Annotated in this window: 19 protein-coding genes; 14 read left to right on the forward strand and 5 right to left on the reverse strand. The window is 54.1% G+C overall.

From position 1 onward, the window contains the following. Positions 1–30: 30 nt before the first annotated feature. The 13 genes from csiR to ABLV64_RS01845 all read left to right on the forward strand — a co-directional run bounded on the left by csiR (position 31) and on the right by ABLV64_RS01845 (position 14,629). A complete protein-coding gene (gene csiR, locus ABLV64_RS01785; RefSeq protein ID WP_126065979.1) occupies positions 31–723 on the forward strand; it encodes a DNA-binding transcriptional regulator CsiR in 693 nt (230 codons plus the stop codon). A gap of 299 nt (positions 724–1,022) precedes the next feature. Further along, positions 1,023–2,426 (forward strand): undecaprenyl-phosphate glucose phosphotransferase, encoded by a 1,404-nt coding sequence (locus ABLV64_RS01790; RefSeq protein WP_023319801.1) that lies wholly within the window; start codon positions 1,023–1,025, stop codon positions 2,424–2,426. Beyond that, positions 2,416–3,702, forward strand: a complete 1,287-nt coding sequence (locus ABLV64_RS01795) for an outer membrane beta-barrel protein (protein ID WP_032426060.1) — start codon at positions 2,416–2,418, stop codon at positions 3,700–3,702. Before ABLV64_RS01790 ends, ABLV64_RS01795 begins: the two co-directional genes overlap by 11 nt. Further along, positions 3,699–4,253: a polysaccharide biosynthesis/export family protein gene (locus ABLV64_RS01800; protein ID WP_032455595.1), complete on the forward strand. Its 555-nt coding sequence runs from the start codon at positions 3,699–3,701 to the stop codon at positions 4,251–4,253. Before ABLV64_RS01795 ends, ABLV64_RS01800 begins: the two co-directional genes overlap by 4 nt. A gap of 1 nt (position 4,254) precedes the next feature. Further along, the gene (locus ABLV64_RS01805) at positions 4,255–6,342 is read left to right on the forward strand and encodes a polysaccharide biosynthesis tyrosine autokinase (RefSeq protein WP_004204653.1); all 2,088 of its coding nucleotides are present in this window, start codon (positions 4,255–4,257) and stop codon (positions 6,340–6,342) included. Positions 6,343–6,347: 5 nt separating this feature from the next. Then, positions 6,348–7,565, forward strand: a complete 1,218-nt coding sequence (locus tag ABLV64_RS01810; protein ID WP_004204652.1) for a hypothetical protein — start codon at positions 6,348–6,350, stop codon at positions 7,563–7,565. Next, the gene (locus tag ABLV64_RS01815) at positions 7,556–8,938 is read left to right on the forward strand and encodes a hypothetical protein (protein WP_023319798.1); all 1,383 of its coding nucleotides are present in this window, start codon (positions 7,556–7,558) and stop codon (positions 8,936–8,938) included. The genes ABLV64_RS01810 and ABLV64_RS01815 overlap by 10 nt, the downstream gene beginning before the upstream one ends. Then, on the forward strand, positions 8,931–9,956 hold the full coding sequence (locus ABLV64_RS01820; RefSeq protein WP_004204650.1) for a glycosyltransferase: 1,026 nt from the start codon (positions 8,931–8,933) through the stop codon (positions 9,954–9,956). The genes ABLV64_RS01815 and ABLV64_RS01820 overlap by 8 nt, the downstream gene beginning before the upstream one ends. Beyond that, positions 9,937–11,151: a glycosyltransferase family 4 protein gene (locus ABLV64_RS01825; RefSeq protein WP_348843138.1), complete on the forward strand. Its 1,215-nt coding sequence runs from the start codon at positions 9,937–9,939 to the stop codon at positions 11,149–11,151. Before ABLV64_RS01820 ends, ABLV64_RS01825 begins: the two co-directional genes overlap by 20 nt. Continuing rightward, positions 11,148–12,248, forward strand: a complete 1,101-nt coding sequence (locus ABLV64_RS01830; RefSeq protein WP_192080595.1) for a glycosyltransferase family 4 protein — start codon at positions 11,148–11,150, stop codon at positions 12,246–12,248. Before ABLV64_RS01825 ends, ABLV64_RS01830 begins: the two co-directional genes overlap by 4 nt. A gap of 11 nt (positions 12,249–12,259) precedes the next feature. After that, complete coding sequence (locus tag ABLV64_RS01835) at positions 12,260–12,673, forward strand: hypothetical protein (RefSeq protein WP_023319795.1); 414 nt, start codon at positions 12,260–12,262, stop codon at positions 12,671–12,673. Between the two features lie 7 nt (positions 12,674–12,680). Next, complete coding sequence (locus ABLV64_RS01840; RefSeq protein WP_348843139.1) at positions 12,681–14,096, forward strand: DUF4832 domain-containing protein; 1,416 nt, start codon at positions 12,681–12,683, stop codon at positions 14,094–14,096. 11 nt (positions 14,097–14,107) lie between these two features. Then, the gene (locus ABLV64_RS01845; RefSeq protein WP_004204645.1) at positions 14,108–14,629 is read left to right on the forward strand and encodes a serine acetyltransferase; all 522 of its coding nucleotides are present in this window, start codon (positions 14,108–14,110) and stop codon (positions 14,627–14,629) included. Between the two features lie 82 nt (positions 14,630–14,711). Here ABLV64_RS01845 and crl read toward each other — a convergent pair whose 3' ends face one another. From crl to gpt, 3 genes are all read right to left on the reverse strand, one after another. Further along, positions 14,712–15,110, reverse strand: a complete 399-nt coding sequence (gene crl / locus ABLV64_RS01850; RefSeq protein ID WP_002889793.1) for a sigma factor-binding protein Crl — start codon at positions 15,108–15,110, stop codon at positions 14,712–14,714. A 57-nt stretch (positions 15,111–15,167) separates the two neighbouring features. After that, positions 15,168–16,412: an esterase FrsA gene (gene frsA, locus ABLV64_RS01855; protein ID WP_004204644.1), complete on the reverse strand. Its 1,245-nt coding sequence runs from the start codon at positions 16,410–16,412 to the stop codon at positions 15,168–15,170. Between the two features lie 105 nt (positions 16,413–16,517). After that, positions 16,518–16,976: a xanthine phosphoribosyltransferase gene (gene gpt / locus ABLV64_RS01860; protein WP_002889733.1), complete on the reverse strand. Its 459-nt coding sequence runs from the start codon at positions 16,974–16,976 to the stop codon at positions 16,518–16,520. A gap of 257 nt (positions 16,977–17,233) precedes the next feature. Here gpt and pepD point away from each other — a divergent pair, with 257 nt between their 5' ends. Continuing rightward, positions 17,234–18,691: a cytosol nonspecific dipeptidase gene (gene pepD / locus ABLV64_RS01865; RefSeq protein WP_042937963.1), complete on the forward strand. Its 1,458-nt coding sequence runs from the start codon at positions 17,234–17,236 to the stop codon at positions 18,689–18,691. Between the two features lie 48 nt (positions 18,692–18,739). Here the strand turns inward: pepD and ABLV64_RS01870 are convergent, their stop codons facing one another. After that, positions 18,740–19,186, reverse strand: a complete 447-nt coding sequence (locus ABLV64_RS01870) for a GNAT family N-acetyltransferase (RefSeq protein ID WP_023319792.1) — start codon at positions 19,184–19,186, stop codon at positions 18,740–18,742. A gap of 2 nt (positions 19,187–19,188) precedes the next feature. Then, positions 19,189–20,244 carry a DNA polymerase IV gene (dinB, locus tag ABLV64_RS01875; protein WP_004204641.1) on the reverse strand — a complete coding sequence of 352 codons (1,056 nt, stop codon included), beginning with the start codon at positions 20,242–20,244 and terminating at the stop codon, positions 19,189–19,191. Positions 20,245–20,296 lie beyond the last annotated feature (52 nt).

Here is a 20,296-nt window from a genome sequence, read left to right on the forward strand (position 1 = left end):
CCGCCGGGAAGAGTATTCAGGAGTAAGAACATGACCGCCATTTCCCAGGCGACGGCCATTGACGGGTACCGTTGGTTAAAAAACGACATCATCCGCGGGGTCTACCAACCCGATGAGAAGCTGCGGATGAGCCTGTTGACCTCGCGCTATGCCCTGGGGGTCGGTCCGCTGCGCGAGGCGCTTTCGCAGCTGGTGGCCGAGCGGCTGGTGACGGTGGTCAATCAGAAAGGCTATCGGGTAGCGCCCATGTCGGAACAGGAGCTTCTCGATATCTTCGACGCGCGCGCCAACATGGAAGCCATGCTGGTGCGCCTCGCCATTGAGCGCGGCGGCGATGAGTGGGAAGCCGAGCTGCTGGCTCGCGCCCATCTGCTCAACAAGCTGGAGTCGTGCGAAGCGAGTGAGCACTTACTCGATGAATGGGACCAGCGCCATCAGGCATTTCACACCGCCATCGTCGCCGGCTGCGGTTCGCAGTATCTGCTGCAGATGCGCGAACGGCTGTTCGACCTGGCGGCCCGCTACCGCTTCATCTGGCTGCGCACCACTGTGCTGTCGGTGGAGATGCTGGAAGATAAGCATGTCCAGCATCAGACTCTGGTGGACGCTATTCTGGCGCGCGACGCTGAACAGGCCAGCGCGCTGATGCGCGAGCACTTACTGACTCCGATCCCGATTATTCAGCAGGCGATGGCCGACAAGCTGCAGCTGCAGGTAGTGTGAGTCAGGCGGTGGAGATTGCTACTCTGGCCGCAGCCAGGAAGGTTTCACTTTCTCAACCGACGTTCCTGGATTGCATAAACATTGGAATATGCCCCATAAATAGTGCAAAACAGTGCAATATCCATGGTTATTTTATTCATTGATAAATCTATATATTTTTAACTATCACGTCGACAACCTATAACATTTCATCTATAGTTACAGGAGGTTTATTCAAAATCATGTCAATAAATAATTTTTCTATATCTCAACTAAATATTAAGAAAACGTTATTTAATTGGCGATAAAATGAGCGAAAAATGACAGATAGCAAAATTAAAATTTATAGCACACGCTATAGCAACATAATGAAATTGCTGGATTTTTTCTCCGTTAACATCTTTATCTACGTCTATCTTATCGTTCTTAACCTTGTTCCTACCCCTTCTTCTATATTACTTGGGATTATTTATTCATTAATATTTATACGTACCAACGAGTATTTTCAGCTCTATTCTGGACAAATGAAAGGTAGATACTTGTCCATTCTCGTGAAGCTGTTTATAAGCGCGTGTCTGGGAGGCTTGCTATCTTTCCTATTGATCGTTATCGCTGAACAACTTGCCAGTCGCCCCCTGTCGATTCACCACCTGGTATTAGCCAAAACCATTGCACTGTGCTCGGTTGCTGTTTTCATCAGCATGTTTTTCATCCGTGTTGTGACCAGTCGCTATTTCTTTAAGAGCAAACGCAGGGTCGCCATTCTGGGCATAACGCCAGCAGGGCTGGCTATCCTGCAGGAATTGCATAAAGAATTCTCAGCTGAAGGTATCGACATTCGTTTCTATGAGGACCGGGCGGTGCAACGCGACAGCCGCCTTATCAATATTGATAAGGCGGGTAACTCACGAGATCTGCTGGCGCTGGCAAAAAAAGGTGAGGTAGATGAAGTTTACATTGCGCTGCCAATGGTGGCCCAACAGCGTATTCGCCAGTTTTTGAACGAATTTTCCGATACCACAGTGGATGTTTTTCTGGTGCCGGATCTTTTCTCGTACAGTGCACACATTTCCCAGTTACGCATGTTTGGCAACATTCAAACTATCAGTATTTTCACCTCACCGTTTGAAGGTGAAGGCGCGGTACTCAAGCGTATTGAAGATATTATTCTTGGTCTCTTTTTTACCTTGCTTAGCCTTCCGGTGATGCTGTTTGTGGCGATAGGTATTAAGCTCACTTCGCCAGGACCAGTGTTGTTTAAACAAAACCGCTACGGTCTCAACGGTAAACAGATCCAGGTGTGGAAATTTCGAACCATGCGGGTGATGGAGAACAGCGCGGTGGTCACGCAAGCCACGCGTAACGATCCACGAATCACCAAATTCGGCGCTTTTTTGCGGAAAACCTCACTTGATGAACTGCCCCAGTTTATTAATGTCCTGCAAGGACGAATGTCTATTGTCGGCCCGCGTCCACATGCCGTCGCACATAACGAGCAGTATCGCGTACTCGTCGAGAACTACATGATTCGCCATAAAGTTAAGCCTGGCATTACCGGGCTGGCGCAAATTAATGGTTTTCGCGGCGAAACAGATACACTCGATAAAATGGAAAAACGTATCCAGTTTGATCTGCAATATATTCAGTCGTGGTCACTGTTACTGGATTTAAAAATCATCTTTCTGACTTTCTTCCGTGGCTTTGTGGGCAAAAATGCGTTCTAAAGGGGTGGCTCTAACGGTGTTGCTTTATATACCCTGGGTCCATGCCGACCTGCAGGGGAAAGCGCATACCGGTATTGCTGGTATCGATTTCGAGAGCCAGCTAGGCTATGACATCGGTTACAACGACAACGTGACCTGGCAGCGCTATGGCCAGAATAGAATAGGATCCAGCTACCAGAACATAAAGCCGATCGTTAAAGCCATTGGTGAACGCTATGAAGACCGCTATCTGCTGATGTACTCCGGCGATTACCGCAACTATGCCAACGATAGCGCGGATAATCGTAATAACCATTTTTTTATGTTCAATGGCAAATGGCGCTTCGGCAAAATGCATGGCCTCTCGCTGGATCTTGATGAGACGTTAGGCCACGAAGAACGCGGTCAGGATACGACCGAAGGCTTTTTGCCCGAGCAGTTTAAAGAGTTTGGTATCAAAAAACCTATCGGCACCCGTTTTTTCAACAGCGAGCTACGCTACAGCTATGGCGCCCCGGAGGGACGCGGTAAAGTGGAGGTCGCGTTACTGCGTAAGCAGTTGCGCTTTCGCGACCTTGATAGTATTAAAGCGGCCAGCGATGACTTTGATTACTACATGCACGACCAGGAATGGAATGAAAACAGCCTGGTGGCAGAGCTGTTCGATCAGAAAGCGAAAACGCTGCGCTACCGCTACAGCTTTATCACAAACCAGCGCCGTTACGAGCTCAACCCGCTAAAAGACAGCAATGAATATTATCTACTGTTTGGCATGAAAAACCGCCTGTCGGGAAAAACCGAGATCAATGGTAACGTTGCCTGGCTGTACAAAGACTTTATCCATAACCCAGACTCCCAGGGTTTCAACGGCCTGAACTGGGATATCACCGCCGACTGGAAACCGCTGGAGCAGATGAAGTTTAACTTACACAGCTCGCAGCGCATTAAGGATCCGACCGACTCCGGGGGCTACATTCTGGTATCTAATTTTGGCGTTGGCTATGAACATCACTGGCTGGTGGATCGATTCTCAACCCTGGTCGATTATTCATATATCACTGAAGACTATAAGCATCAGAGCAATAAACGCAAAGACCAGAGCAATCTTCTGTCGCTGACTTTTAACTACGATTTCCGTCCCTCGATTAACTTTAAGCTGAAGCTGCAGTGGAACACCATGCATTCAAATAAAGATACGGACACTTTTTATATTGGCCCTGACTACTCGCATGCGGTTGACCGCACCCTGGGCTACGACGATTCGGCCATTATTTTTATGACGCAGGTACAGATATGATCCTTTTCAATAAAAAACTGGCGATGCTTCCGCTGCTTGCACTACTGCTGGCTGGCTGCTCCACGCCGCCGCAGACGATCAAAACGCCACCGGACGCTGTCTATCTTCTCGACCAGGGCGATGAAATCAATATTGCCGTTTCCGGGGAGCAGGATCTGACCATGCGGGTAAAAATAGACAACAGCGGCAGCATTGATTACCCCTATATCGGATCGCTGCTGTTAAAAGGCAAAACGCCTGAACAGGTGAGCAATGAAATCGCCGATAAGCTGCGCGGCAATTATCTGCAGGCGCCGATGGTCACCGTGAGCATCGCTGAATACCGCAAGATTTATTTACTGGGGGAAGTGAAAAAACCCGACGGCTACGCCTGGGAGCCGGGATTAACGGCGGAAAAGGCCATCGCCCTGGCGGGTGGTTTCACCGATCGCGCCGACCGTCATGATATTCGTATTCGACAGGCCCGCGGCGGTAAGCTGTTGGAAAACGTCGCCGCCGACTCCTCCGTTCAGGCTGGAGACACTATCATTATTGGCATGAGTTTCTTCTGATATGGCAATTTCATTGGTCGAAAATGCAAAAAAGAAAGAGGGCTTTATCGACTTTGCGCCCTATTTCAACAAAATTAAGCACAAGCTGATCTGGTGCCTGGTAGTGGTTATTGTTGCCGCGGTGGCATCATTTATCCTGACGCGCTTTATGTCCTCAAGCTATACAGCGACTGCTACCGTGCTGTTTAAAGCGCAATCACAAGACATTTCTCCCCTTCCGCGGCTTGAAAACTACGACTCCACGCGCAGCGATTACTATGAAACCAAGTACGCGCTCATGGGTTCACGAGTAGTACTTGATGCCGCCGTGCGCAAATTAAAGCTGTATCAGGACGCGGAATTTAACGGCGGTGATAAGCTCGACGAAGCCACACGCATCCATAATGCCATTCAGGCGCTGGAAAGAGGCCTGACAATATCGGGGGTACGTACTACCCAACTGGTATCCGTGTCGATGGAAGCAAAATCGCCGCAAAAGGCTGCCGATATCGCTAACGGCGTTGCCCAGGCCTTTATCGATTACAGCCTACAACAGAAGCAAAACACCTTGCTTCAGGCCCAGGGCTGGAACGAAAAAATGATGGACGACCTTAAGCACAAAATGGATCAGCAAAAGGCGGACATCGACAACTTCCTTAAGCAGAATGGATTGCTGACGTTCCGCAGCATGGATGGCTATGAGACCGAGCGCATGGGAATCGTCATTAACCATCTTGCCGACGCCACCCAGCGTCGCCTGAAGGCTCAGACGGTGTGGGATAAAGTTCGTCGCGAGCAGGGTAAACCAGTAGAGCAGATTATCTCACTGCCGGAAATATCCGGGCACCCACAAATACAGGACTTACGGATTGCGCTTATTCAGACCCGGCGTAATCTTTCTGAAGCGGCTAAGCATTATGGGCCGCAACATCCAAAATATTTGCAGGCTCAAGCCCAGTTGCAGGCGGTCAACGTACAGCTAGGCCAGGTACTGGGGGAGCTTTTTAACGGCCTGCGCCAGCAGTATCAAATCGCTCTCGACGATGAGCAGCATTACCAGAAAATGCTTAACGACCAGAAGGCGAACTTTCAGGCACTTGGTGCTAAGCGCGACCAGTATAACACTATGACCACCGCGCTGAATAAAACTGAAGAGTTGTATAAATCCCTGTATCAGCGCGCCAACGAACAGAAATTATCAGAGAGTTTTTCAGTGCCGGATGAGGTCATTTATGACGCCGCGGTGCCGCCGGACCGCCCCTCAAAACCACAGCGTGGTTTGCTGATCGTGATGATCACCATGATGGCCCTCGCGCTGTATATCATGTACCTGATCGTCAGTACCGCCCTGGATAAATCAGTCAACAGCCTCAGCGAGCTGAAAGCGAAAACTGGGCTCAAAGCCAGTGGAGAATTCCCGCGTCTGACGCAACTGGAGAGTGTGAAGCAGGTTTCCCATAACGTCCTTTATGCCGACATGATCCACAGCCTGCGGCTGGCATTGCTTAATCAGCGCGACAAACCCGCTACCATTCTGGTGACCTCGGTGCAATCTCAGTCCGGCAGTTCGCTAATCTCAGAACTTCTCGCCTGGTCTGCCAGTAAATCGCGTAAAACGCTGCTGATTGATCTCGACTATCAAACTGCTCAGGGCCTGTCCGCGAAGTATCCGCAGCACAAAAAAGGCTTCAGCCAGCTGCTCAATAATTGTTGTACGCCAGAACAGGCAATCGTCAAGCTCGATGAGCAACTGGATTTTATGCCGCGCGGCGATCTTCAGGAATCATCGCTGCTGCTGCTGACCGCCCAGCGCTTGCCTGATCTACTGGCCAATCTGCATCAGAGTTACGATACGCTGATCATCGACACCCCGGCACTCAGCCAGGCACAGGATAGCTTGCTGCTGGCGGCGCAGAGCGATATCTGTCTGCTGGTAGTGAAAGCCGGCGAGCAGGCGGCACGCATCCGCGAAGCGGAGCATCGTCTGCAAGGTACAGGCGAGCTCCTGGTGGCGAGCGTACTCAACCAGGTTCAGGAAGAGCAGCTGGAAACGCAGGAAGGAAAGCGTCTGCTCGATCGCCAGATGCGCGAACTCATTTCCCCGAAATAGCGCCTATGAATCTGATTAAGAGTATTTCATCCATCGCCAGCTCATCAGTGCTTTCGCAGCTGATTGGCGCCTTTTCGGTCTGGCTTATCTCGCATCGTTATGGAATGGCGGAAGTCGGTCATTACGCGATGATCTATAGCAATGTGCTGATCGGCGCACAGGTCTGTACCTTTGCTTCGCAGCTATTGATTCCTCGCCAGGAGGATCATGAACTGGAGCAAAACGTGGTATTTTGCCTGCTGCAAAGCTTGCTGATGGCGATCCCGTGGGCGGTGATTACCGGGCTCATTTTTGACCTCAATATCGCCTTTCTCTATTTGCTCACCTTTGGCTATGCGCTGGTTCTGGTGGCGGAAAACCTTTCCCTGCGCGGCGGCAACTATCCTTTCCTCACCTTCCAGCGCATTGCGGTGTCGCTGGTGGTCGCCATCGCGCTGCTGGTGATGCCGAACCCTACGCTGTTTTATCTGGCGTGGATGGTCGGGATCCTGCTGCTGCTGGTCGCCTGCCTGGTTCGCCTGTTCAACTTTCGCAGCTTAACGTTGCACCACTTTTCACCTGCAGTGAATCTGCGTTTTTTACGCGAGCACTGGCAGCATATCAGCCGCGTCGGCAGCGCCGAGGTGCTGGCGATGGCCAGTAATAATCTGCCGACAATGCTGATTAACGTCTGGTTCTCGCCGCTGGTCGCCGGATACTTTTCGGTGGTCAGCCGTTTCTGCCTGTCGCCGGTGATGATTATCGGCAACGCCGTGCGTAACTCCATCTTCTCTAAATGGTCGATGGATTTCCGCAACCACACCTTTAACTATCCGGAATATAAAAAGGTTCGCCTGCTGCTGCTGGGCGCCGCCGCGGTATGCATCCTTGGCATCTGGATTTTCTATCCGCTGGTAATGCGCCTTGGCTTTAGTGAGGAGTGGCTGAATTCGATTCCCACCTCGCGCTACATGCTACCTTATCTGTTCGCGGCGCTGGCGGTCAGCCCGCTCACGGTGATCGAACTGATCTTTGGTTCCCGCCGCTATTTCCTGCGCATTCAGATTGAGCAGTTACTCATTATCGTCATCGCCTTTATCGCCTTGCCGTACTTTGGCGTCACTTATGAAATCGCCCTGTTGACGTTCTCGTTCCTGACCTTCGCGCGGTACTTATTCATTTTGCTAAAAATGAATCAGCGGGCGAAAACGCTTTCTTTACAGGAGCAGAAAATATGCAGCTAAACACCGGCCGCTATCTTGAAGCCTATGCCCTGATGACGCTGGTGTTCTGCGGTACGGTCCAGTATTTCACCGGTATCTCGGCTGTGCTGTGGCTGCCATTTTTTCTGGTACTGGTGATGGCGGTACTGCTCCTGATGCAGAGCCGACAGCACCCCTTGGTCCTCACAGGACGTGAAAAGCTGATTCTGGCGCTATATCTCACCTTTATCCTTCTCGGACTGGTTTCAACGGTGCTGCAGTCAGGGATCGTGACTGCCATCGTCGGCTTTAAAAACGAGCTGGCGCTATCGCTGTTAATGTTCTGCATGCTGCTGGGCATGTTTAGCGAATCACAGCTGTACCGTTTGACCCGTCTTTTCTACTGGATTTACTACGTGCAGATCCCGGTCGCTATTTATCAGGTGATTTTCGTCGTGCCTAAACGAGTGGCGTTTCGCGGCGAAGATGAGAAGTGGGACTCGGTGGTCGGCACTTTTGGCGGTGACCCTATGGGCGGTGGCAACACCGCAGCGATGGGCATGTTCTGCCTGTTAATCATGCTGCTGAAAGTGTCGGAATTTAAGCACGGCATCTGTTCATTAAAATCGCTGGTGATTCACATCGCACTCGGGTTCTTCCTTTGCGTGGTCGGCGAAGTGAAATTCGTTATCCTGTTATCACCGTTCCTGCTGGCCCTGCTGTGGATCCTGCCCGGCTACGTCAGCGGCGTGAGTAAAGTCAGCCTGCGATCGCTATTGATCATCGCCGCCGGCATGGCGCTGTTGATTTTTGTCGCTATCACCGTGCTGGCCTCAAACTACTCAGCGGCCTTCGGCGGCGACCCGACGAAAAGCGCGCTGTCGGTGTTTATCGATTCGCTAGGATACATTTTCGATACCAACTACATTATGCCAAGCGGCGAGCTGGGACGGTTCACCACCCTTTTCTTCTGGCTGCAGCATAACGAACTATTCGGCCCGGGCGGCATGCTGTTTGGTTACGGCCTTAACGCCACCAACAGCGGCAGCACCGTCTCGCCGGGCTATATCGGCGTCTGGTATCACCTGATCCTCGACTCCACCGCCCTAAGCATGCTGCTGTGGGAAGTGGGGATTATCGGCATCATTCTGTTCATTGGCACCATCGTCTCAATACTGGTCGCGATGCGGCCTAAAGAGACCTTTTCGCGCCACGATCTTAAGCTTGAGGATCTCCAGCTGCTTAGCTCAGCCCCGGCATTCTATGTCTTCGTCATTGGCTGCCTTCTCAGCCTGCCGTACAGCCAGATCCTGATGATCATTCCCATGCTACAGTTTTTATTATGGTTATCCCTTGGGGCGCTGATTGTCATCCACCGCGCTGTCCGTCTTAACTCCGGTACCCACTATGAATAAAACGCCATCCATTACCGTCAGCATCAAGACTCTGAACGAAGCGCAGGGCATCGAGAAAACGATCGATAGCGTGCGCAAACAGCTGCAACCGTATCCGCATCAAATTATCGTCGCCGACAGTTTATCAACGGATAACACCCGCGAACTGGCTATCGCGAAAGGCGCGATGGTGGTATGCCTGGATAACGCCGCCGACCGCTGCTGCGGTATCGGCCACCAACTGGGCTGGCTGTATAGTGAAGGCGATTATCTGCTGCTGCTGGATGGCGATATGGAGCTGGAACCGGGCTTTCTGGATACCGCGGTCGGATTTCTGGAGACACATCCCGAGTACGCAGGCGTCGCCGGCAGCGTCGAGATGGATGATGCCTCTAACTACGAGTTCAAATCGCGCAAGCAGCGCCTGCATCTGATCTATCCGCAAGGCGATACCGACCATCTGGGTGGCGGCGGCCTGTATCGCCGAGAAGCGATCGAGAAAATCGGCTACCTGACCAATCTCAACCTGCACGGCTACGAAGAAGCGGAGCTGGGAATTCGTTTGCAGGCGGCGGGTTACAAGCTGCATCGCCTGGCGGCGCCCTACTTCAGCCACGCCTCTTACACCATGCCGACCTTCAAAATGCTGGCCTACCGCTGGAAGAACGGTTTCCTGTGGGCTCCGGGCGAATTGCTGCGTAACTGCTGGGGGAAAGCCCATTTCCCGGCAGCGCTGCGGATTGTGCGTAATGAACTGATCTTCACTCTCTATCTTCTGGTTTTACTGGTCTGCCTGCTCACCTTTAACGGCAAAGTCATCGCCATTGCTTTGCTGCCGCTGCTGGCGTTTATCGGCCTGAAGGCCATTAAAAATAAATCGCTGCGCGATGGCGTGCAGAGCGCCATTAACTTATCGCTATTTTCTGCGGGGCTGCTGCGCGGGGTGATGAATTCAGTGCGCGATCCGATGAAACGCCCGGCGGTGACCGTCTCGAATCCACAGCATATTGATACTGAAAATGAAAATTCTCTTCGTTAACAAATTCTTCTTTATCAAAGGCGGCGCGGAAACCGTTTATTTTCAGGAGCGCGACGCGATGCTGCAAGCCGGCTACCAGGTGGTCGACTTCAGTATGCAGCACGCAGAAAATAAACCGTCGCCGTGGGAGGAATTTTTCGTCCATAACGTCGATTATCACGACAGTCACGGCCTGATGAGCAAAATCAAAGCCGGAGTAGACTTTATTTATAATGCCGAGGCCTGCGCAAAGCTCAACACCCTATTGCTGCGAGAGCGACCGGACATTGTGCATTTTCATAATATCTATCACCAGCTTACGCCTGCCGTTATCGGCGTGGCGAAACGTTTTGGCTGCAAAACGGTACTCACCGCCCACGATTACAAAATCGTCTGTCCTTCGTACACCATGCTGCGCGATGGTCATGTCTGTGAAGAGTGCCTTACCGGGTCGGTGATCAACGCTTTTCGTCACCGCTGTCAGCAGGGCAACACCTTCAAAAGCCTGCTGTTGTCGCTGGAGGCCTACTGGCAGAAGTTCGCCAAAAATTACGCCATGCTCGACTGCATCATTGCCCCGAGCGAGTTTATGCGCCAGACACTGTTGCGTAAGCTGCCCAATGCCCGCATTGAGGTAATCGTCAACGGTATTGATGCCGACAGCACCGTACCCGGCGAAACCGCGGGCGACTATTTTCTCTATATTGGTCGCCTGAGTCGGGAAAAAGGCGTGCCGACGCTGGCGCAGGCACAGCAGAAAATGCAGGAGATGATGCCGCTGAAGATTGTCGGCGACGGCCCATTGGGCAAAGATCTGCGCACGCGTTTCAGTGGGCCACAATTCCTCGGCTACATGAAACACGGTGAGGAGCTGAATAACCTCATCCGTGGGGCCCGCGCGGTGGTCGTCCCCTCCGAATATTATGAAAACTGCTCTATGTCGGTGCTCGAAGCCATGGCTTTTGGTCGCCCGGTGATCGGCGGCAATATTGGCGGCATTCCGGAACAGATTCGTGATGGCGTCGACGGCTATCTGGTTGAACCCGGCAATAGCGACGCGCTGGCACAACTAATGGACAAACTGGCTGCAGACCCTAAGCTGGCTCGCAGAATGGGAATTAACGCCCGCCAGCGGCTGGAAGAAAAATATGATCTCGCCCGCCACATGCAGGTGCTGCAGGCGCTTTATCAGCAACTTGTCGGGGAGACAAAATGACTATCAAAGTAACGGTGTTAGGCACTCGCGGAATCCCTGATGTACAGGGGGGCGTCGAAACCCATTGCCAGAACTTATACCCGGAAATCTATCGCCAGGGCAGCACGGACATCTGCGTGATTGCCCGCTCGCCGTATGTGAATTACCGCCGCAGCGAATATCAGGGCGTCAAACTCAAAAGCCTGTGGGCGCCGAAAAGCCGTAAATTCGAGGCCATTATCCATTCTATGCTGGCGGCGTTCAGTACTTTATTTGATGGTTCGAACGTGGTGCACGTTCACGCCGTCGGCCCCGGTCTGGTGGTGCCGTTGCTTCGCTTGCTGGGAAAACGCGTCGTTTTTACCCATCATGGTCCAGATTACGATCGACAGAAATGGGGCCGGATGGCCAAAGAGATGCTGCGCCTTGGCGAAAAATGGGCGGTGAAATACGCCAATGAAGTGATCGTTATTTCCGAAGTTATCAATAATCTGATTAAGCACAAGCACGGCCGACATAACGCCCATGTTATCTACAACGGCGTGCGCCAGGTCGAACTGCCGCCTGCTAAGCGGCAGGCGGCGATCCTCGATAAGTACGGACTAAAACCGGGCCAGTATATTGTTGCCGTCGCCCGTTTTGTCGAAGAGAAAGGGCTGCACGATCTCGTTGCCGCCTATGCCGCCGCCGGGTGTTCGGTACCGCTGGTACTGATTGGCGATGCCGACCACGCCGATGAATATAGCGAACGCCTGAAAAAGCAGGCTGCTGCGACGCCAAACGTCATCCTCACCGGCTTTATCAGCGGCGCGCCGCTGCATACGCTGTTCTCGCAGGCCGGGCTATTCGTGCTGCCCTCTTATCATGAAGGATTGCCAATCGCATTGCTGGAGGCCATGTCGTGGTCGCTGCCAGTGGTGGTGAGCGACATTCCGGCCAACCTTGAAATAGGCCTGCCGCCAGCGGACTACTTCCCCGTCGGCAGCGTTCCGGCATTGACGCAAAAACTGCAACACTGGGTGGCGGGACAAAAAGCGGACTACAGCCAGTTTATGCCGAAGTACCGCTGGCCGGAAATTGCGGCACAAACCGCGCAAGTCTATCAGCGCTTAACGTAAGCAGGGTACTCGTGCCGAAATCTACATCTGAACTGGTGGTTGAGCGCTTCTATGCTGCGCTTGACGAGGAGGTGGAAACCTCATTAACCGCGGAGCAAAAACGCGGAATCGAACAGGCGCTGGTTCGCGCCAATCTGGCGTCGCGCCATCGAATCGATTTTCGCCATAGCTTTCCGTTCCTGCATCGCCGCTATTTCGTGGTGTTTCTTTTTGGTCGGGATCTGCGCAAAGTCTCGCGCGAGAGCACCCTGTTCGGGCGCATCTTCGCGACCCTGCTGATTACGCTTGGCGTGGTGTTTGGCCTGCTGTCGATCCTGCTGGCGCTCTATATGCTGAAATCAGCATTAGGCATTGATGTGTTTAAGAATTTCCACGTCGGTATCTGGACGTGGTTTGTTAGTCTTCATGACCACATGACAAAGTGAAATGAGTATGGCGATATCATCTCTGCGTAGAGCTCCCTGGGTTCGCGCTCTGCTACTGATCAGCGCTTTTTCGACAGTGTCCGTGAGTGCGCAACCCATGGTCATCACGCCGCCCCCCTTCGATGGCCTGTTGATCAATCCGGGCATCGGCGTCGCCAGCTTTCATAATGGCTATGGTGAAAAACCGACCCGAGCCGAGTACCCCGATACCGGTTTTGAGTACGATCGCTTCTACTGGAGCGAGCTTGAGCCACAGGAAGGGGTCTACAATTTCGATCTGATCGATAACGCCTTTAGCGTCGCCGCCAACCATCAGCCAGCAATGAACGTTGGTTTGAGGGTGATGGTGCTCGACGATCCGCAAACGGGATCGAAAATTCCCGACTGGCTGATCGCCAAAGGGATCAAAGGCCAGTGGGTAGCCGACGGCAAAACCTTCGTTCCGGATCTCAGCGCTCCAACTTTTATCACCTATGCGCAGAGGCTGCTGAAAGCCCTTGGTCAGCGTTACGACGGCAATCCTGAGCTGGCCTTCATCGATATCGGTATCGTCGGATCCTGGGGCGAATGGCACAATTCCAACTTTAGCGATATTCCGCCGTTAATGGAGAAATACACGCCGGATCAGCTCAATCGCTATGTTGATATGCATTTCGATAGCTTCCCGAAAACGCCGAAAATCATGCTGATTAGCGGTGGTGATTCGCTGGCATGGGCCAGCCGCCGTGGCGCCGGCTGGCGGGCGGACTGCTGGGGCGACTGGCATAACTTCTCCAGCGACTGGAGCCATATGCGCGATGATTATCCACAGCGCCTTGCCGCCGCCCAGGCTGAGTCACCGGGGTTTGTCGATAGCTGGAAACGCGCGCCGGTCAGCCTTGAGATCTGCGGTTACATGAGCGAATGGCAGAGCGTGCAGCACTACACTCGCGAAGAGGTCCAGGCCACCTTCGACTGGGCGCTGCAGCAGCACGCCAGCACTTTGAACCTGAAATCACGACCCATTCCGGCGGAATATCGCGACATTGTCGATAAAGCCTTGCTGCGAATCGGCTACCGTTTCCGGGTCAACAAGCTCGCCTTTGCGACGCCGGTTAAGGCAGGTAATCCATTAACGATCAATGTCACCTGGCGTAATGATGGCGTCGCCCCTGCCTATCTGCTCTACCTGGTACAGTGGCGCGTGGTCAACGCTGGCGGCGCTACGGTTACCCAGTTAAAAACGCAGGATGATGTGCGCCGCTGGCTGCCGGGGGATATGCAAAGCACTGTCACTCTGACGCTACCCACCTCGCTGCCCGCCGGCGATTACGCGCTGCAGACCGCCATTACCGATGCTCAGGGCAAGCCGCGGCTCCTGCTGGCCAACCAAGGCAAAACCGCCGACGGCTGGTATCAACTGACCACCTTTTCCATTAAGTAAACGGAGAATTCATGTCTAATGCCATCAGTCAGGTACGCCGCGAGATCAAACATACCGGCAGTATGAAGGCGAAAATCGCGATTCTACTCTATCGCCTCGCGACGCTGTATCGCAGCCGAAATCCGTTTTACAAGCTTCTCGGCATTCCATTCGTTATTCTCAATAAACTGATTAACGAATGCCTGTTTTGCGTCGAGCTACCCTGGCAAACGCGGATTGGCTATGGGCTGAAGCTGTATCACCCGCACTGCATCGTCCTCAACCGAGGTACCGTAATCGGTGAAAACTGTATCCTGCGTCAGGGAGCCACCATTGGCAGCCTGACGGATAGCGAAGGCCGCGAGGGACCAAGCCCAGTGATTGGCAATAACGTCGAATTCGGCGCCCACGTGGTGGTCATCGGTCCGGTAACATTGGGTGATAATGTCAAAATTGGCGCGGGGACCGTGGTGACGAAAGATCTGGCCGCCGGTCAGGTAGTGGTCGGCCAGCCATTCAGGGTGTTGTCATCTCATCGCGAAATGCAAGAATGACGGTACGTAAACCGTAACAGCAACGTAACGTTCGGAGGAGTCATCCGCTTCCCGGGACAAGAAGCGGATACCAGAGTATAGCCTACGCCCGCAGACGAACCGGCTCGCTGAAATCGTCGGCCGGTTCCAGCTTCAGATTAAAGGTGGTCAGCAGCGCTGCCGCGCGCTCGTGAAACTCGCGCAGCGTTTTTTCCAGTCTGTCGCTCACTTCCGGGTCGTCAATGTCGACCGCCTGCCAAGACCCTTCTTTATTGAACAGACCAAACTGGTAGCTATAGGTGAAACGTGACTCTTGTGCTTCCATTTCCATCCACCAGCCCCAGAATTCACGCTTCTCCGGCGCGGGCTTAACATTGACGCAAACTGCCAGGCAATCGAAAAAGAAACGGTTGTCATGGCACTGCTCTTCGCGAATGTAAGGCCCTAGCGCCGTGAATTTCTTGATCAACTTACTTTTCAGGTGTCCACTCGGTAACGTCATTGCGATCTCCTTTAGTGATGCAACTGTTTTACCAAACCAATAGAATTTAGCAATAAATTAACCAAATCTATGATTGATCCAGCGGGCGATCTGTCGCAATGCGTGATCAAAATTGCGATACACCGGGTTAAACGGGATCTCCAGCAGTTTGCCATCGGCAGATGACGAGGTGATTAACCGCGACTCCTCTTCAGGGCTGAACGGATCATCCTTCCAGAAGCCGGAGAGCATCGGCGTCGGGCAACGGCGCCCCAGCAGTCCCTGGGTTTTGAGCGAATAGCGATTGAGCTCCACGCGCAGCGCTTCATCGGATGCGTCATGCATGCCCAGCCGCGAGGCCAGCACGTCGAGGTACATCTCCGGCACGCGCCCCTGATGCAGGGGATCCACCAGCAGACCGTGGACCACCGGCCCCAGACAGGCTACGGCCTTCAGCCGCTGCGGCTCCAGGTAACCGAGACGCACCGCGATATTGGCGCCAAAGCGGAAGCCGAAGGCGGCGACACGGGTATGGTCAATCCACGGCACATTTTCCAGATGGCGCAGCGCGTGCTGATGCAGCAGGCTGGTGTCCTGATTCAGCGTCCATTTTGATGAGAAGCCGATGGAGGGCATATCAATGGTCAGCATGGCAATGCCGAGCGGTGAGAAGTAGTTTTCATACAGGTTGTAATAATCGGTCTGCAGCGAGTCCAGCCCCCCGCACATCAGCACCGTCGGAAACGGCCCCTCGCCTTTCGGCATATGCAAAAAGCCGGTTATCGGCGAGCCGCCAGGGATAGTAAACTCCAGCTCGCGCAGGGCGCCAGGCAGTCGCTGGGCGGCCTCTTCATACGCCCGGTTGGCTAAAGCCTGCGCCTGTTCCGCCAGCTCATCGCCTTTGATATGCGGATAAGCGGCAATGCTGTACAGGTTCGAAGCATGCAGCCAGTGGCGGCCGCTCAGCAAAGGATCGGCTTCCTGCCCGGCCTTTTGCTGCCACTGCATGGCTTCTTTCGCCCACTCAAAAATCCAGTTGCCGCCGCGATAGCCGATAACGGTATCGAACAGCTCGGGATCGGTTCGTTCGGCCTCGCTCATCACAATGCGCGCTTGCACATCGAGGATCTCCTGCGGGGTTACGCCGCGCCAGATCCACATTAAGCGATTGATCAGACGGTACCAGTGATCGACGTGATTGCCGCTCAGCGCTGACTGCATCGCCTGGGGTTTTCCGGCAGAAAACCGGCGCACCAGCGTAGAGGTTTCGGGATGTTTGAAGCGAGGTTTAAACAGCGTTTCGCTAAGGTTAGCCTGTGACATGTGCAGTCTCCGTCGTAGTGCCACTCCGGATATTGTAACCTGCTAAAGGATAAAAAAAACCACGCCCGGCAAGCCGGGCGTGGTAAATAGCACTGTCCTGAAGAATTAACGACCTGCGATAGGCGGTACAAACACCACGCCCATATCCCACGGCTGTTCAATCCAGGTATCCTGCGGAATATCAACCACGTAATCATCAACCAGCGGACGGCCTGCCGGTTTGGCGAAAATGGTGACAAAGTGCGCTTTGGGATACATTTCGCGGATCGCCACAGCGGTCCCGCCGGTATCCACCAGATCGTCGATAACAATAAAGCCTTCGCCATCGCCTTCCGCACGTTTCAGCACTTTCAGCTCGCGCTGGTTATCATGGTCGTAGCTGGAGATGCATACGGTATCAACATGACGAATGCCCAGTTCACGCGCCAGTAACGCTCCCGGTACCAGTCCGCCGCGGCTAACGGCAATAATGCCTTTCCATTGCTCAACCGGCAGCAGACGGCTGGCCAGTTTGCGGGCGTGAATCTGCAACATGTCCCAGGTGACGACGTATTTTTCGCTCATGTGAAGTGTCCCAGCCTGTGTAATACGGCTTAAATAATGTTCGAGGGGGAAAATGGTTGCGCGAGATTATAGAGATCTGACGCACTAAAAACCAGTGTTAAGCGGTTTGCGCAACGCTTTTTGCGTTGTTTACACTACCTGCGGCGGTGGAAAGTGGTATTCTCAACCCCATCGCGCAAGCCCGGGCTTGTTGTGTATTTTAACGCTAACCCTCGTCCTGCAACCGCTGTATGCAGGAGTCTGTAAGGAGACTTACCGTGTCTGAACTGTCTCAACTATCCCCGCAGCCGCTTTGGGATATTTTTGCCAAGATTTGCTCCATCCCGCACCCGTCCTATCACGAAGAACAGCTCGCCGAGCACATTATGGGTTGGGCAAAAGAAAAAGGCTTACACGCGGAACGCGACCAGGTTGGCAACATTCTGATTCGTAAAGGCGCGACTGCCGGTATGGAAAACCGTAAGCCGGTAGCGCTGCAGGCGCACCTCGATATGGTGCCGCAGAAAAATAACGACACCGTCCACGACTTCGCCAAAGATCCGATTCAGCCGTACATTGACGGCGAATGGGTGAAAGCGCGCGGCACCACGCTGGGCGCGGACAACGGTATCGGGATGGCGTCCGCACTGGCGGTACTGGCCGACGACAGCGTCGCTCACGGCCCGCTGGAAGTGCTGCTGACCATGACCGAAGAAGCCGGCATGGACGGTGCCTTCGGTCTGCAGGCCAACTGGCTGCAGGCCGATATCCTGATCAACACCGACTCCGAAGAAGAAGGCGAAATCTACATGGGTTGCGCCGGCGGGATCGATTTCACCTCTAACCTGGCGCTGACCCGCGAAGCGATTCCGGCCGGGTTCCAGAGCTTTAAAGTCACCTTAAAAGGGCTGAAAGGCGGCCACTCCGGCGGTGATATTCACCTTGGTCTGGGTAACGCCAACAAGCTGCTGTCGCGCTTCCTCGCCGGCCACGCCGATGAGCTGGATCTGCGTCTGGTCGATTTCAACGGCGGCACGTTGCGCAACGCCATCCCGCGTGAAGCTTACGCTACTGTCGCCGTCGCCGCGGATAAAGCCGATGCGCTGAAAGCGCTGGTGAATACTTACCAGGCGCTGCTGAAAAACGAGCTGGAGGCCAAAGAGAAGAACCTGGTGGTGCTCGTGGAAGCGGTCGATAACGACAAAGCGGCGCTGACTCAGGCTTCCCGCGACGGTTTCATCCGCCTGCTGAACGCCACGCCAAACGGGGTTATCCGCAACTCTGACGTGGCGAAAGGCGTAGTGGAAACTTCGCTGAACGTCGGCGTCGTCACCATGACCGATGACAACGTACAGATCCACTGCCTGATCCGCTCGCTGATCGACAGCGGCAAAGACTACGTGGTCAGCATGCTGGATTCTCTGGGTAAGCTGGCGGGGGCGAAAACCGAAGCCAAAGGCGCTTACCCTGGCTGGCAACCGGACGCCAATTCGCCGGTGATGCACCTGGTGCGCGAGACCTATCAGCGTCTGTTCAACAAGACGCCGAACATCCAGATCATCCACGCCGGTCTGGAATGCGGCCTGTTCAAAAAACCGTATCCGGAAATGGACATGGTCTCCATCGGGCCGACCATTACCGGTCCGCACTCTCCGGATGAGCAGGTACATATCGAAAGCGTCGGCCAGTACTGGACGCTGCTGACCGAGCTGCTGAAAGCCATTCCGGCTAAATAAGCACCACCACCGGCGGCAGTCCGCCGCCGGTTTTTCACCCGCCTCACCTTAGCGACCCGCGCTTTCCATCCGGTAGTTAATAAACCACTCTCCGCGCGCCGCTACCCGCTGCTCAGCCACCACCTTAAAGCCATGGGCTGTAAAACAGGGTTTTGCCGTAATGCTGGCGTCCACCGTCAGGATTTGCGCAGGATACTGAGCGCAGAGCGCCTCGATAAGCGCGCCGCCGATACCCTGCCGGCCATGATCCGGCGAGACGAAGAGTAAATCGATATGCGTCCCGATGGCGGTGATAAAGCCAACCGGTTGATGCTCTACTTCCGCCACCAGCCCGATTGAATCAGCCAGCTTTTGCCGCCAGCGCGTCTCATCCACCTGCGCCCAGGCCGCAATCTGCGCCGGGGTATAGTCCCGGCTGGCCGTTTCCCGCACCGCGCGCAGAAAGATCTGGCAGAGCAGTGGCAAATCGCTGTCGTGGTAAGGGCGAATGTGCATGGTTAAATCCCTAATAAAAGCTGCCTTTCCAGCTGCGGATCGAGCAGCGTTACGTGGAGCCCAACCAGACGCACGCCACGTCCGCCACGGCGCTCATCCCAGGCCTTGTGCGCGGTGGCAATCAGATCCGCTTTGTTCAGCCGCGGCCAGACGTGCTCCTGGGTGGTCAGCTGGAAGTCATTGAATTTCAGTTTAATCCCCTGACGGGCGATCAGCAGGTCCGGTTTAACCTTCGCCAGCCGGCGCTCCAGCTCCGGGTAGAGGTTTTCGATTATCGCTTCGCACTCCGGCCATTCGTGAATATCTTCCGCCAGGGTGCGCTCCACGCCCACCGACTTGCGCTGCCGGTCGTTATGGATTTCCCGCTCATCAATCCCGTGGCTACGCTCCCACAAAATACGGCCAAATTTACCGAAGCGCTTAAGCAGCATGGCCAGATCGCTGTTCTGCACATCGCCACAGGTACGCAGGCCCATATTTTCCAGCTTCGCTGCCGATACCTTCCCGACGCCGGGTATTTTCGCCAGCGGCAGCGCCCGCACAAACTCAGCCACCTGATGGGGAGCGATAACGAACTGGCCGTTGGGTTTATTCATGTCAGAGGCGATTTTGGCAAGAAACTTTACCGGCGCGACCCCCGCCGAGGCGGTGAGGCGCAGCTCCCGTTCAATGGTTTCGCGGATCTCCTGGGCTATCAGGGTGGCCGACCCGTGACAATGCACGCTGTCGCTGACGTCAAGATAGGCTTCATCCAGCGACAGCGGCTCAATGCGCGAGGTGTAGCGGGAGAAAATTTCGCGGATATGGTTCGAGGCTTCTTTGTAGGCATCGAAGCGGCCGGGAAGCAGTGTGAGATGCGGGCACAGCTTGAGCGCTGTCGCCGTCGGCATAGCGCTGCGCACGCCAAACTTGCGCGCAGGATAGTTCGCGGTACTAATCACGCCACGCTGTACCCGACTGCCGCCTATTGCGAGGGGGATATCGCGCAACGCCGGGTTGTCGCGCATCTCCACCGCCGCAAAGAAACAGTCCATATCGACATGGATAATTTTACGCATCGTCAGACTCAACACTGTATACCCATACAGCATAGCAAAACTCGCTGCGAAT

Origin of the sequence: Klebsiella sp. JB_Kp031 (assembly GCF_040064295.1) — a bacterium.
GTDB classification, from domain to species: domain Bacteria; phylum Pseudomonadota; class Gammaproteobacteria; order Enterobacterales; family Enterobacteriaceae; genus Klebsiella; species Klebsiella quasipneumoniae.